Source organism: Ectopseudomonas alcaliphila, from assembly GCF_900101755.1.
GTDB classification, from domain to species: domain Bacteria; phylum Pseudomonadota; class Gammaproteobacteria; order Pseudomonadales; family Pseudomonadaceae; genus Aquipseudomonas; species Aquipseudomonas alcaliphila.
Window position 1 is genome coordinate 446,030 of sequence record NZ_FNAE01000001.1, and the last position, 13,659, is coordinate 459,688.

General features: G+C 61.9%; 11 protein-coding genes. 2 read left to right on the forward strand and 9 right to left on the reverse strand.

Translation table 11 applies throughout. The features are described from left to right. Positions 1-2 precede the first annotated feature (2 nt). From nqrF to BLR77_RS02185, 7 genes are all read right to left on the reverse strand, one after another. Complete coding sequence (nqrF, locus tag BLR77_RS02155) at positions 3-1,226, reverse strand: NADH:ubiquinone reductase (Na(+)-transporting) subunit F (RefSeq protein ID WP_074675247.1); 1,224 nt, start codon at positions 1,224-1,226, stop codon at positions 3-5. A gap of 15 nt (positions 1,227-1,241) precedes the next feature. Further along, positions 1,242-1,850, reverse strand: a complete 609-nt coding sequence (gene nqrE / locus BLR77_RS02160) for an NADH:ubiquinone reductase (Na(+)-transporting) subunit E (protein WP_074675248.1) — start codon at positions 1,848-1,850, stop codon at positions 1,242-1,244. Further along, positions 1,850-2,518 (reverse strand): NADH:ubiquinone reductase (Na(+)-transporting) subunit D, encoded by a 669-nt coding sequence (locus BLR77_RS02165; RefSeq protein WP_074675249.1) that lies wholly within the window; start codon positions 2,516-2,518, stop codon positions 1,850-1,852. Before BLR77_RS02165 ends, nqrE begins: the two co-directional genes overlap by 1 nt. Before the next feature lie 2 nt (positions 2,519-2,520). Then, positions 2,521-3,309 (reverse strand): Na(+)-translocating NADH-quinone reductase subunit C, encoded by a 789-nt coding sequence (locus tag BLR77_RS02170; RefSeq protein ID WP_074675250.1) that lies wholly within the window; start codon positions 3,307-3,309, stop codon positions 2,521-2,523. Then, positions 3,302-4,513, reverse strand: a complete 1,212-nt coding sequence (locus tag BLR77_RS02175; protein WP_074675251.1) for an NADH:ubiquinone reductase (Na(+)-transporting) subunit B — start codon at positions 4,511-4,513, stop codon at positions 3,302-3,304. Before BLR77_RS02175 ends, BLR77_RS02170 begins: the two co-directional genes overlap by 8 nt. Before the next feature lie 3 nt (positions 4,514-4,516). Beyond that, a complete protein-coding gene (locus BLR77_RS02180; RefSeq protein ID WP_074675252.1) occupies positions 4,517-5,854 on the reverse strand; it encodes a Na(+)-translocating NADH-quinone reductase subunit A in 1,338 nt (445 codons plus the stop codon). Between the two features lie 308 nt (positions 5,855-6,162). Further along, positions 6,163-7,629: a glyceraldehyde-3-phosphate dehydrogenase gene (locus BLR77_RS02185; RefSeq protein WP_074675253.1), complete on the reverse strand. Its 1,467-nt coding sequence runs from the start codon at positions 7,627-7,629 to the stop codon at positions 6,163-6,165. Positions 7,630-7,760: 131 nt separating this feature from the next. Between BLR77_RS02185 and mfd the strand changes: the two genes are divergently transcribed. Both mfd and BLR77_RS02195 read left to right on the forward strand, forming a co-directional pair. Continuing rightward, on the forward strand, positions 7,761-11,198 hold the full coding sequence (mfd, locus tag BLR77_RS02190) for a transcription-repair coupling factor (RefSeq protein WP_074675254.1): 3,438 nt from the start codon (positions 7,761-7,763) through the stop codon (positions 11,196-11,198). An 11-nt stretch (positions 11,199-11,209) separates the two neighbouring features. Then, positions 11,210-11,731, forward strand: coding sequence for a peptidoglycan binding protein CsiV (locus tag BLR77_RS02195; RefSeq protein WP_074675255.1), 522 nt, complete (start codon positions 11,210-11,212; stop codon positions 11,729-11,731). A gap of 174 nt (positions 11,732-11,905) precedes the next feature. Here BLR77_RS02195 and BLR77_RS02200 read toward each other — a convergent pair whose 3' ends face one another. Both BLR77_RS02200 and nagZ read right to left on the reverse strand, forming a co-directional pair. Then, the gene (locus BLR77_RS02200; protein ID WP_074675256.1) at positions 11,906-12,643 is read right to left on the reverse strand and encodes an S-methyl-5'-thioinosine phosphorylase; all 738 of its coding nucleotides are present in this window, start codon (positions 12,641-12,643) and stop codon (positions 11,906-11,908) included. A gap of 10 nt (positions 12,644-12,653) precedes the next feature. Continuing rightward, on the reverse strand, positions 12,654-13,652 hold the full coding sequence (gene nagZ / locus BLR77_RS02205; RefSeq protein ID WP_074675257.1) for a beta-N-acetylhexosaminidase: 999 nt from the start codon (positions 13,650-13,652) through the stop codon (positions 12,654-12,656). Between the last annotated feature and the right edge of the window lie 7 nt (positions 13,653-13,659).

A 13,659-nucleotide genomic window follows, 5' to 3' on the forward strand; every position in this document is an offset into this window, starting at 1 on the left:
GCTTAGCCGCCGAAGTCGTCGAGAAGGATGTTCTCCGGCTCGACACCCAGGTCGGTCAGCATCTTGATCACTGCGGCGTTCATCATGGGTGGACCGCACATGTAGAACTCGCAATCTTCCGGAGCCGGATGGTCCTTCAGGTAGTTCTCGTACAGCACGTTGTGGATGAAGCCCTTGAGGCCGGTCCAGTTGTCTTCCGGCTGTGGGTCGGACAGCGCCAGGTGCCACTGGAAGTTCGGGTTCTCGGCGGCCAGCTGATCGTACTCTTCGTTGTAGAACGACTCACGCATGGAGCGCGCGCCGTACCAGAAGCTGATCTTGCGCGTGGACTTCAGGCGCTTGAGCTGGTCGAAGATGTGCGAACGCATCGGCGCCATACCGGCACCACCACCGATGAAGACCATCTCGGCATCGGTGTCCTTGGCGAAGAATTCACCGAACGGTCCGTACACGGTGATCTTGTCGCCCGGCTTGAGGCTGAACACGTAGGAAGACATCTTGCCCGGTGGCAGATCGTCCTTGCCGGGGGGCGGCGAGGCGATACGGATGTTGAACTTCACCAGACCGCGCTCTTCCGGGTAGTTGGCCATGGAATAGGCACGGATCACGGTCTCGTCGACTTTGGACACGTACTTCCACTGGTTGAACTTGTCCCAGTCGCCGCGGTACTCCTCCTGGATGTCGAAGTCCTTGTAGTACACGGTGTGCGGCGGGCATTCCAGCTGCACATAGCCACCGGCACGGAAGTCGACGTTCTCGCCTTCCGGCAGTTTCAGCGTCAGCTCCTTGATAAAGGTGGCGACGTTGGGGTTGGAAACGACGGTGCATTCCCACTTCTTCACGCCGAAGACTTCTTCCGGCACTTCGATCTTCATGTCCTGCTTGACCGCGGCCTGGCAGGACAGGCGCCAACCCTCGCGGGCCTCGCGCTTGGTGAAGTGCGACTCTTCGGTGGAGAGCATCTCGCCACCGCCGGATTCGATGATGCACTTGCACTGGGCGCAGGTACCGCCGCCACCGCAAGCGGACGACAGGAAGATGCCGTTGTCGGCCAGGGTTTGCAGCAGCTTGCCGCCAGCCGGGACCACGATGGTTTTTTCGCCGTTGATTTCGATGTTCACGTCGCCGCTGGACACCAGCTTGGCGCGAGCAGCGAGAATGATCAGCACCAACGCGAGAACGATGGCGGTGAACATGCCGATGGCGAGGAAGATTTCGTAATTCATCTGTTCATCCTTTCCTTACAGCTGCACGCCGGAGAAGGACATGAAGCCCAGCGACATCAGACCGATGGTGATGAAGGTGATGCCCAGACCCTGCAGACCAGCCGGTACATCGCTGTACTTGAGCTTCTCGCGGATACCGGCCAGCGCGGCGATGGCCAGCGCCCAGGACACGCCCGCACCGATGCCGTAGACGGTGCTTTCGGCCAGGTTGTAGTCGCGCTCGACCATGAACAGCGAGCCACCCATGATGGCGCAGTTCACGGTGATCAACGGCAGGAACACGCCGAGGGCGTTGTACAGCGCCGGCACGTACTTATCCAGGGTCATCTCGAGGATCTGAACCAGCGCCGCGATCACACCGATGAAGGTCAGCAGACCGAGGAACGACAGATCCACCTCAGGCAGACCGGCCCAGGCCAGCGCACCATCCTTGAGGATGTTGGTGTAGATCAGGTTGTTCACCGGCATGGTGATACCCAGCACCACGACCACGGCGATGCCGAGGCCGATGGCGGTTTCCACCTTCTTGGAGATGGCGATGAAGGTACACATGCCAAGGAAGAACGCCAGCGCCATGTTCTCGACGAACACCGCACGGACGAACAGGCTGATGTAATGTTCCATTAATAGGCCTCCTTGCTGGATACCTGAGGCGCCATCTTGTAGGCGTTCTTCTCGATCTGGTCTTTCTTCCAGCTACGTACGGCCCAGATGAACAGACCGATCAGGAAGAAGGCAGAAGGCGGCAGCAGCAGCATGCCGTTTGGCTGATACCAACCACCGTCATTGATCACCGGCAGCACTTCGTAGCCCATCAGCTTACCCGCGCCGAACAGCTCGCGAATGATGCCCAGGGCAATCAGAAACACGCTATAGCCCAGGCCATTGCCGATACCATCGAAGAACGACAGCACAGGTGGGTTCTGCATGGCGAAGGCCTCTGCGCGGCCCATCACGATGCAGTTGGTGATGATCAGACCGACGAACACCGACAGCTGCTTGGACAGCGAGTAGGCATAGGCCTTGAGCACCTGATCCACCACGATTACCAGCGAGGCGATAATCACCATCTGCACGATCATGCGAATCGAGCTGGGGATCTGGCTGCGGATCATCGAAATGAACAGGTTGGAGAACGCACACACCAGGGTCAGCGCGGCGGACATCACCAGCGCGGTCTGCAGGTTCGAGGTGACCGCCAGCGCCGAGCAGATCCCGAGAATCTGCAGACCGATGGGGTTGTTGTTGAACAGCGGATTAAGCAGGACTTCTTTTACAGTCGACTGCGACATGATCAAGCCTCCCCTGCACGCAGGTTAGCGATAAACGGACCGAAGCCGTTCTGACCGAGCCAGAACTTCAGCAGGTTGTCTACACCGTTGCCAGTCAGGGTAGCGCCGGCCAGGCCGTCGACCTGGTGTTCGGCTCTCGGGCTCTGCGGGTCTACACCGCCCTTGACGACTTGCACAGCCAGATCGCCGTTTTCGTCGAACAAGGTCTTGCCCGGCCACTGGCCTGTCCACTTCGGATTATCTACCTCGCCCCCCAGGCCAGGCGTTTCGCCATGCTGGTAGAAGCCCATGCCAACCACGGTATTGAGGTCGCCCTTGACCGCAATGAAACCGTGCAGGGTCGACCACAGGCCGTAGCCACGTACCGGCAGGATCAGGGTTTCGACTTCACCGTCCTTTTCCACCATATAAACGGTGGTGTAACGCTCCTGACGCTTGATACCGGCGATATCCTCACTGCTCTTGAGCGCGCTGGAAGTCTTCGGATCCTTGGCCGCCTTGAGCGGGTCGAAGGTGATGGGGTCGAAGGCATCGGAGAACTTGCCATCCTCCAGATCCACCAGCTTGGCGGTGATGGTGCTGTCGAACAGTTCCTTGACCTTGGTGCCGGACATACCCGCTTCACCCAGGCCGGCAATGGCCAGGATGCTGCGCTGCTTGTCCAGCAGGCGGTTTTCAACCTGGGTCGGTTTCAGTGCAATCGCTGCGCCGGCGACGAACACCGAGCACACCAGACACACCAGCACGGCCACCGTCAGCGTGCGGACGGTGGATTCTTTTTGACTAGACATTGCGTGCCAGCCTCCGCTTGATATTGGCTTGAACGACGAAGTGGTCGATCAGCGGTGCAAACAGGTTGGCGAACAGAATCGCCAGCATCATGCCCTCGGGGAAGGCCGGGTTGACCACGCGGATCAGCACCACCATCACACCGATCAGAGCACCAAAGATCCACTTTCCGGTGTTGGTCATGGAGGCCGACACCGGGTCGGTGGCCATGAAGAACATGCCGAAGGCGAAGCCGCCTACCACCAGATGCCAGTACCAAGGCATGGCGAACATCGGGTTGGTGGTGGAGCCGATCAGGTTGAGCAGCAGACTCAGACCGATCATACCCAGCATCACGCCGGCGACGATGCGCCAAGCGGCGATCTTGGTGATCAGCAGGACCAGGCCGCCGATGGCGATGGCCAGGGTGCTGGTCTCACCGAGCGAACCGTGAATGGTGCCAACGAAGGCGTCCATCCAGGTGATGCCGTTGCTGATCACGTTCTCGATGCCGCCGGAGGCTGCCAGGCTCAGCGACGTGGCGCCGGCAAAACCATCGACCGCAGTCCATACCGCGTCACCCGACATCTGCGCCGGATAGGCGAAGAACAGGAAGGCACGGCCGGTCAGTGCCGGGTTGAGGAAGTTCTTGCCGGTACCACCGAACACTTCCTTGCCGATCACCACGCCGAAGCTGATGCCCAGGGCCACCTGCCACAGCGGAATGCTCGGCGGCAGGATCAGGGCGAACAGCACGGAAGTGACGAAGAAACCTTCGTTGACCTCATGCTTGCGGATCGAAGCGAACAGCACTTCCCAGAAACCGCCGACGATGAAGGTCACCGCGTAGACGGGCAGGAAGTAGGCTGCGCCCTGGATGAAGTTGTCCCACAGACTGCTCGGATCGAAACCCGCCAGCGAGCCGATCAGGGCGAAGCGCCAGCCTTCCTGGCTCGCCAGCAGCTCGGGGCTCTGAGCGAAGATCAGGTTGGCCTGGTAGCCGGTGTTCCACATGCCAAAGAACATCGCCGGGAAGGTGCACAGCCACACGGTGATCATCATGCGCTTGAGGTCGATGCCGTCGCGCACGTGAGCGGTGGTCTTGGTCACGCTACCAGGACGATAGAAGAAGGTGTCGATGGCCTCGTAGAGGGCATACCACTTCTCGTACTTGCCGCCCTTTTCGAAGTTGTGCTCGATCTTGTCGAGGAATGCACGAATGCCCACGGATTAACCCTCCTTCTCGATGCGGGTGAGGTTGTCCCGCAGGATCGGGCCATATTCATACTTGCCGGCGCACACGTAGGTGCACAGTGCCAGGTCTTCTTCGTCGAGTTCCAGACAACCCAGTTTCTGGGCCATCTCGGTGTCGCCAACGATCAGGTAGCGCAGCAGTTGAGTTGGCAGGATGTCCAGCGGCATCACGGCTTCGTAGTTGCCCACCGGCACCATGGCGCGCGGGCTGCCGTTGGTGGTGGTGGTGAAGTTGAAGAGCTTGGCGCCAGCCAGCTTGGAGACGAACACGTTCAGAACCGAGTGCTTGTTAACCCCGGCACGCAGGTAATGCATCATCTCGCGGTCGTTGCCTTCCACCAGGCAAGACACCTGGTTGTGGTAACGACCAAGGAAGGCGAAAGCGCCCTGAGCGGTACGACCGCCGAACACCGAACCGGAAATCACCCTGTTGAAACCAGGCTTGAGCTCACCGGCGGTAAGTTCTTCCAGGTTGGCGCCCAGGCGGGTGCGCAGCAGACGCGGCTGCTCGGCAACCGGGCCGCCCAATGCAACCACGCGCTCGACGAACAGCTGGCCGGTGGTGAACAGCTTGCCCACCGCGATCACGTCCTGATAACCGATCTGCCAGACACTCTTGCCGGTGCTGACCGGGTCAAGGAAGTGAATGTGGGTACCAGGCAGACCCGCCGGGTGCGGGCCGGAGAAGGCTTCGCTTTGCACCTTGGCCAGCTTCTCGCCAGGCAGGTTGGCGCCGTCGGCCTTGCACAGGAAGATCTTGGCCAGGTTACCGAGAACCTTCAGGCCGTTTTCGAAGTCAGCGGCATGTTCACCGATGATCACTGCAGGATCGGCGGCAAGCGGATGCGTATCGACCGCAGTCACGAAGATCGAACTCGGTACGGCATCCAGCGCCGGCACCTTGCTGAACGGACGCGTACGCAGAGCGGTCCAAAGGCCGGACTGCTGCAGGTTCTCGCGAACCTGTTCATCAGTCAGTGCCTCGAGCTGGTCGGCAGCGTATTGGGCGAAGGTTTCCTGCTCGTCGCCCTCGATATCGATGACCACGGACTGCAGGACACGCTTCTCACCACGATGGATGGCGCTGATCACGCCAGCCGCAGGGGCGGTGTAGCGCACGCCGGGTGTCTTCTTGTCGGTAAACAGCAATTGACCGAGTTTGACCCGGTCACCGACCTGCACTTCCATCGTCGGCTTCATCCCGTGATAGTCGAAGCCGATGACGGCGACACTACGTACGGGCCTGGCGGCCTCGATACGCTGTGTCGGCGCACCCGTTATGGGCAAATCAAGCCCATGCTTTAGTTTGATCATAGGTTTGCCTAACCACTGATTTAGAAAGCTTTTTATAGGACAGGCGGCGCTACCGAAGGTCTAATAGACCCGACCACGCCGATACGATATGGGCGTGGAGGAAGGCGCCAAACCTGGGTAAAAAATCCGCTTGATTATAAAGACGCCCCCCGACACTGACCACCCAAGCTCTTGCTTTTTTTGGCCTTTCGGTAACAGGGCGCAACAAACTGATGCTGCCCCATCTCCACTCGACAACCTTGCCAAGCCAGTTTCCGCGCATAAAAAAACGGGAGCCGAAGCTCCCGTCTTACTTGCGACCCTGACGCTTAGCGTGGGAAGGCTGGCGGGTTGACCCCGGCCATGTCTTCCATCACGCGTACCACCTGGCAGCTGTAACCGAACTCGTTGTCGTACCAGACGTACAGCACGACGCGGTTATCGTTGACGATGGTGGCTTCGGCATCCACTACACCGGCGTGACGCGAGCCGACGAAGTCGGTCGATACCACTTCCTGCGAGCTGACGAAGTCGATCTGCTTCTGCAGATCCGAGTGCATGGCCATCTGGCGCAGGTACTCGTTGATCTCTTCGCGAGTGGTGGCCTTCTCAAGGTTCAGATTGAGGATGGCCATGGACACGTTCGGCGTCGGCACGCGAATGGCGTTGCCGGTCAGCTTGCCCTTGAGCACCGGCAGCGCCTTGGCCGCAGCCGTGGCAGCGCCGGTTTCGGTGATGACCATGTTCAGCGCGGCGCTACGACCACGACGACTGCCTTTATGGAAGTTGTCGATCAGGTTCTGGTCGTTGGTGTACGAGTGAACGGTCTCGACGTGACCGTTGACGATGCCGTACTGATCATTGACGGCCTTGAGCACCGGCACGATGGCGTTGGTGGTGCAGGAGGCAGCGGAGATGATCTTGTCCTCAGCGGTGATTTCGCTGTGGTTGATGCCGTGCACGATGTTCTTCAGCGCGCCTTTGCCAGGAGCGGTGAGGACAACGCGATCGACACCCGGACAAGCCAGATGCTGGCCAAGACCGTCAGCATCACGCCAGACACCGGTGTTATCCACCAGCAGGGCATTCTTGATGCCGTACTGGGTGTAATCCACTTCGGTCGGCGACTTAGCGTAGATCACCTGAATCAGGTTGCCATTGGCGGTGAGGGTGTTGTTTGCCTCATCGATGGTGATGGTGCCGTTGAACTTGCCATGCACCGAGTCACGACGCAGCAGGCTGGCGCGCTTGACCAGGTCGTTCTCGGCGCCCTTGCGCACGACGATGGCGCGCAGACGCAGGCCGTCACCGCCACCGGTCTTCTCGATCAGGATACGTGCGAGCAGGCGGCCGATACGACCGAAGCCATACAGCACCACGTCGGTGCCTTCACGACCGGCGCCGTTCTGCTTGCCCACCACATCGGCCAGCTCGTCCTTGACGAACTGTTCGACGCCGCAGCCGGCACCTTCGGCCTTGAACTTGGCGACCAGCTTGCCCAGGTCCACGGAAGCGGCGCCCAGCTTGAGCTCGCTCATGGCCTTGAGCATGGGGAAGGTGTCGTGCACCGACAGCTCGGTCTCATCGGCAAGGCGATGGCGAGCGAAACGGTGAGCCTTGAGGATGTCGATGACCGAACGGTTGATCAGGCCACGGCCATAGATCGAGGTCACCACATTGTTGTTGCGATAGAGCTGACCAATCAGCGGAATCATCGCTTCCGCGAGGGCTTCACGATCGATCCATTCACCGAGACACTGGTCGGGCTTCTGAGTCACGGGCAGTACCTTCCACATGTAGGGGCTGAAAAAAGGGGCTACATTATGACGGCGCGCGCGGGCATGAGCAATGCGCGCCTGTCGCGACTGACATTGACCACCAAGCCCCGCTACAATTCCCGGCCTTTCGTCACGACCGTGAGCCGCCCGTGTCCGTACTGCGTCTTCCGTCTCTACCGGCCAGCGCCGGCAAACAACAGTGGGGTAACCTGCCCGGCGCCGCCCTGTCCCTGACCATCGCCGAAGCAGCCAGCGACGCTGGACGCTTCACGCTGGTGCTCACCGAAGGCAGCCAGAGCGCCGAGCGGCTGCAGGAAGAGCTGGCGTTCTTTGCCCCCGACCTGCCAGTGCTGCACTTCCCCGACTGGGAAACCCTGCCCTACGACGTCTTCTCGCCGCACCAAGACATCATCTCGCAGCGTATCGCCGCCCTGTATCGGCTGCCGCAACTGAGCCGCGGCATCCTCGTAGTGCCGATCACCACCGCCCTACACCGCCTGGCGCCGAAGAGTTTCCTGCTGGGTGGCAGCCTGGTGCTGGATGTCGGCCAGAAACTCGATGTGGAGCAGATGCGCACGCACCTGGAGGCGGCCGGCTACCGCTACGTCGATACCGTGTACGAGCATGGCGAGTTCGCCGTGCGCGGCGCCTTGATCGATCTGTTCCCGATGGGCAGCGACACGCCCTACCGCATCGACCTGTTCGACGACGAAATCGAAACCCTGCGCACCTTCGATCCGGAAAATCAGCGCTCGATAGACAAGGTCGAGTCGATCCGCCTGCTGCCAGCACGGGAATTTCCACTGGAGAAGAAGGCCGTCACCGATTTTCGCGGGCGTTTCCGCGAGCGTTTCGACGTGGATTTCCGTCGCTGCCCGATCTACCAGGACCTCTCCAGCGGTATCACCCCGGCCGGCATCGAGTACTACCTGCCGCTGTTCTTCGAGGAAACCGGCACCCTGTTCGACTACCTGCCGGGCGACACCCAGGTGTTCTCCCTGCCCGGCATCGAAAAGGCCGCCGAACAGTTCTGGGGGGATGCACGCAACCGCTATGAGGACCGCCGCGTAGACCCCGAGCGCCCATTGCTGCCACCCGCCGACATCTTCCTGCCGGTAGAAGACTGCTTCGCCCGCCTGAAGAACTGGCCACGCGTGGTAGTCAATCAGGACGATATCGAGCCCGGCGTCGGCCAGACCCGCTTCGACGCGCGCGCCCTGCCCGACCTGGCGATCCAGGCCAAGGCCGGCGAACCGCTGGCGGCGCTGCGCCGCTTTATCGAGGAATATCCGGGTCGCGTGCTGTTCTGCGCAGAATCGGCCGGACGCCGCGAAGTGCTGCTGGAGCTGCTCGCCCGTCTCAAACTCAAACCCAGGGAAGTCGACGGCTGGCCAGCCTTCGTCGCCAGCCCCGAGCGCCTGAACATCTGCATCGCGCCGCTGGACGAGGGTCTGCTGCTCGACGACCTGGCACTGATTGCCGAAAGCCCGCTGTTCGGCCAGCGCGTCATGCAGCGTCGCCGCCGCGAGAAAGGCCGCGAAGGCGGCGACAACGTGATCAAGAACCTCACCGAGCTGCGCGAAGGCGCTCCGGTGGTGCATATCGATCACGGTGTCGGCCGCTACCTGGGCCTGGTGACCATGGAATTCGACGGCCAGGCCGCCGAATTCCTCGCCCTGCAGTACGCCGACGAAGCCAAGCTGTACGTGCCCGTGGCCAGCCTGCACCTGATCGCCCGCTACACCGGCAGCGATGACGCCCTGGCGCCGCTGCATCGTCTGGGCTCGGAGGTCTGGCAGAAGGCCAAGCGCAAGGCCGCCGAGCAAGTACGTGACGTCGCTGCCGAACTGCTCGACATCTACGCCCGCCGCGCCGCCCGCGAAGGCTTCGCCTTCCAGGACCCGGCACTGGACTACGCCACCTTCAGCGCCGGCTTCCCGTTCGAGGAAACCCCCGACCAGCAGGCCGCCATCGACGTCGTGCGCAGCGATATGCTGGCCGGCAAACCGATGGACCGCCTGGTCTGCGGCGACGTCGGCTTCGGCAAGACCGAGGTGGCCATGCGCGCCGCCTTCATCGCCGTGCACAGCGGCAAGCAGGTCGCCGTGCTGGTGCCCACTACCCTGCTCGCCCAACAGCACTACAACAGCTTCCGCGACCGCTTCGCCGACTGGCCGGTGAAAGTCGAGGTGATGAGCCGCTTCAAGAGCAACAAGGAAGTCGAAGACGCCGTGCAGCAACTGGCCGAAGGCAAGGTAGACATCGTCATCGGCACCCACAAGCTGCTGCAGGACGACGTCAAGTTCCACAACCTGGGCCTGGTCATCATCGACGAGGAACACCGCTTCGGCGTGCGCCAGAAGGAACAGCTCAAGGCGCTGCGCAGCGAAGTGGACATCCTCACCCTCACTGCCACGCCGATTCCGCGTACGCTGAACATGGCCGTGGCCGGCATGCGCGACCTGTCGATCATCGCCACGCCGCCGGCACGTCGCCTCTCGGTGCGCACCTTCGTCATGGAAAGCAACAAGCCGACCATCAAGGAAGCGCTGCTACGCGAACTGCTGCGCGGCGGCCAGGTGTACTACCTGCACAACGATGTGAAGACCATCGAGAAGTGCGCCAGCGACCTGGCCGAACTGGTGCCCGAGGCGCGTATCGGCATCGGCCACGGGCAGATGCGCGAACGCGATCTCGAGCAGGTGATGAGCGACTTCTACCACAAGCGCTTCAACGTGCTGGTGGCCTCGACCATCATCGAAACCGGCATCGACGTACCCAGCGCCAACACCATCATCATCGACCGCGCCGACAAATTCGGCCTGGCCCAGCTGCACCAGCTACGCGGCCGTGTCGGCCGCAGCCACCACCAGGCCTACGCCTACCTGCTGACGCCGCCACGCAAGCAGATGACCCCGGATGCGGAAAAACGTCTGGAAGCCATCGCAGGCGCCCAGGACCTCGGTGCCGGCTTCGTCCTGGCCACCCACGATCTGGAAATCCGCGGCGCGGGCGAACTGCTCGGCGACGGCCAGAGCGGACAGATCCAGGCCGTTGGTTTTACCTTGTACATGGAAATGCTCGAACGTGCGGTCAAGGCCATCCAGAAAGGCGAGCAGCCGAATCTGGACCAGCCATTGGGCGGCGGCCCGGAGATCAATCTGCGCGTACCGGCGCTGATTCCCGAAGACTACCTGCCCGACGTGCACAGCCGCCTGATCCTCTACAAGCGCATCGCCAACGCCAGCGACGAGGACGGCCTCAAGGAGCTGCAGGTGGAAATGATCGATCGCTTCGGCCTGCTGCCGGAGGCGACCAAGAACCTGATGCGCCTGACTCTGCTCAAACTGCAGGCCGACAAGCTTGGCATCACCAAGGTCGACGCAGGGCCGCAGGGTGGACGCATCGAGTTCGCCGCGGAAACCTGCGTGGACCCGCTGACCCTGATCAAGCTGATCCAGGCCCAGCCAAAACGCTATAAGTTCGAAGGCGCCACTGTCTTCAAGATCCAGGTGCCGATGGAACGCGCGGAAGAGCGTTTCAATACCCTGGAAGCCCTGCTCGAGCGCCTCGCGCCCACCACCTGAAGGACTCACACATGCGCCCATTGCACCTGATCGCCCTGCTGCTCTGCCTGCTGGCACCGAGCGCCTTTGCCGAACGTCTTTATCAGGTCGAACTGCTGGTGTTCCGCCAGGCCGGCGAGCCGGTCGTCGCCCCCAAGGTGGCGCCGGACGACTGGGCGGGTACGGCATTGCCGATCACCGGCAACGAACGCCCGACAACGCTCGATGCCGAGGCGGCCAAGCTCAATCCGGGCAGCGGCTACCAGGTTCTGCTGCACAAGGCCTGGAGCCAGACCATCGGCAGTTCGCCGAGCCGAGTGGCCGTCAGCAGTGGTGAAGAGCACTTCGGCCATCACGCGGTCGAAGGCACCCTGAGTTTCACCCAGGAGCGCTTTGCCGATCTGGACCTGGAGCTGTGGATCAACCGATTCAGCGCCGACGGCCTGCTCGAGACCAGCGAACACATGAAAGTGGCCCAGCGCCTGAAAGACAACAGCCTGACCTACCTGGACCATGGCAGCCTGGGCGCACTGGTACGCATCAGGCCGCTTTGAGCGAACAACGCGAAGGCAATTGAGCGGCCAATGCCGCTCAATCAAACATCGATGAATCAGGGGAGCGGCAACCCGGGCGGCGCGGGCTCGAAAAGCTTCGCCTCAACAAGGCTGCGCTGAGAACCTTATCTGATCGGCATCATCCGCCTGGCCGTTTTCGTTACCACTAGACGGTCAGCCAGCCAGCACGCGCGCCAAAACCGCCTTGACTGTCCCCATGCCCTGCTCGATCACGCGTTCGATCTCGGCCATGGTGATCAAGGCGCTGGATTTCCCCGCCGCCGGGTTCACCACCAGCGCCAGACAGGCATAGGGCAGCGCCAATTCGCGCGCCAATACCGCTTCGGGCATGCCGGTCATACCCACCAGGTCGCAACCATCGCGCTCCATGCGGGCGATTTCCGCCACCGTTTCCAGTCGCGGCCCCTGGGTGCAGCCATAGATTCCGTGATCGCTGAATGCCGCATGCTCGGCGCGCAACGCAGCCACCAACCCCTCGCGCAGTTGCTTGTCGTAAGGCTGGCTGAAATCCACGTGGGTCACATGCTCCAGATCGCCTTCGTAAAAGGTGTGCGCACGCCCGGAGGTGTAATCGATGATCTGATGCGGCACGCAGAAATGCCCGGTGCCCATGGCGGCATGAATACCCCCCACCGCATTGACCGCGACAATGGCCTTGGCGCCGGCCTGCTTGAGCGCCCAGAGGTTGGCCCGGTAGTTCACCTGATGCGGCGCAATACGGTGCGGCTGTCCGTGTCGCGCAAGGAACAGCACCTCTCGCCCGGCGTAGCTACCGCGCAGGATATCGGCCGAGGGCGCGCCGTAAGGCGTATCCAGCGGCAGCGCTTCATGAATCGTCAACCCTTCCAGCTGGGTCAGGCCGGTACCACCGATAATGGCGTAGACAGTCATAGGCAGGTCCTCAGTCAAGCAACTGGGCAGCTCTCAGGGCCGCCACAGCGGTAAGCCAGCGTGGAGCCTGGCGGTATTCGGTAGTGGCATGAGCACGGCCACGCATGCGCTCGAGGCGCGAAGGCGCCGTCACCCGCAAACGCTGCAGCGCACCGAGCGCCAGCTCGGCCGAACCACGGTCATTGCACACCAGGCCCATATCGCAACCCGCCGCGAGCGCAGCCTCGATACGCTTGCCAGCATCACCGACCACATGGGCACCCGCCATGGACAGGTCGTCACTGAAGATCACACCCTCGAAGCCCAGCTCGCCGCGCAAGATGTCCTGCAACCAACGACGGGAGAAGCCAGCCGGCTGCTCGTCAACCTGAGAATAGATGACATGCGCCGGCATCACCGCATCGAGCTCGTGCGCCAGACGCTTAAACGGCTGCATGTCGCAGGTGCGGATTTCGTCGAGGCTGCGTTCGTCGAGCGGGATGGCGACATGAGAGTCCGCCTCGGCCCAGCCGTGCCCGGGGAAGTGTTTGCCGGTAGCCGCCATCCCGGCCTGATGCATGCCCCTGATGAAAGCAGCCGCCAGCGTGGTGGCCCGTTGCGGATCACCCTCGAAGGCGCGACTGCCAACCACCGCACTGCGCTGGTGGTCGAGATCCAGTACCGGCGCGAAACTGAGATCCAGGCCAACCGCCAGCACCTCGGTCGCCATCAGCCAGCCACAGTGCTCGGCCAGTTCCTCGGCGTTGTCGTTATCGGCAATCGCACGCATCGCCGGCAGACGCAGAAAACCCTGGCGCAGGCGCTGCACCCGACCGCCCTCCTGATCCACGGCCAGCAGCAGGTCCGGGCGCACCGCCCGGATGCTCTGGCACAGCTCGCGCACCTGACGCGGCGATTCAATATTGCGGGCAAAAATGATCAGACCGCCCACTTCGGGCTGGCGCAGCATCTGGCGATCCTCGGCGCTCAACCAGGTACCGGCGATGTCCATCATCAAAGAGCCTTGCATAAGCGTA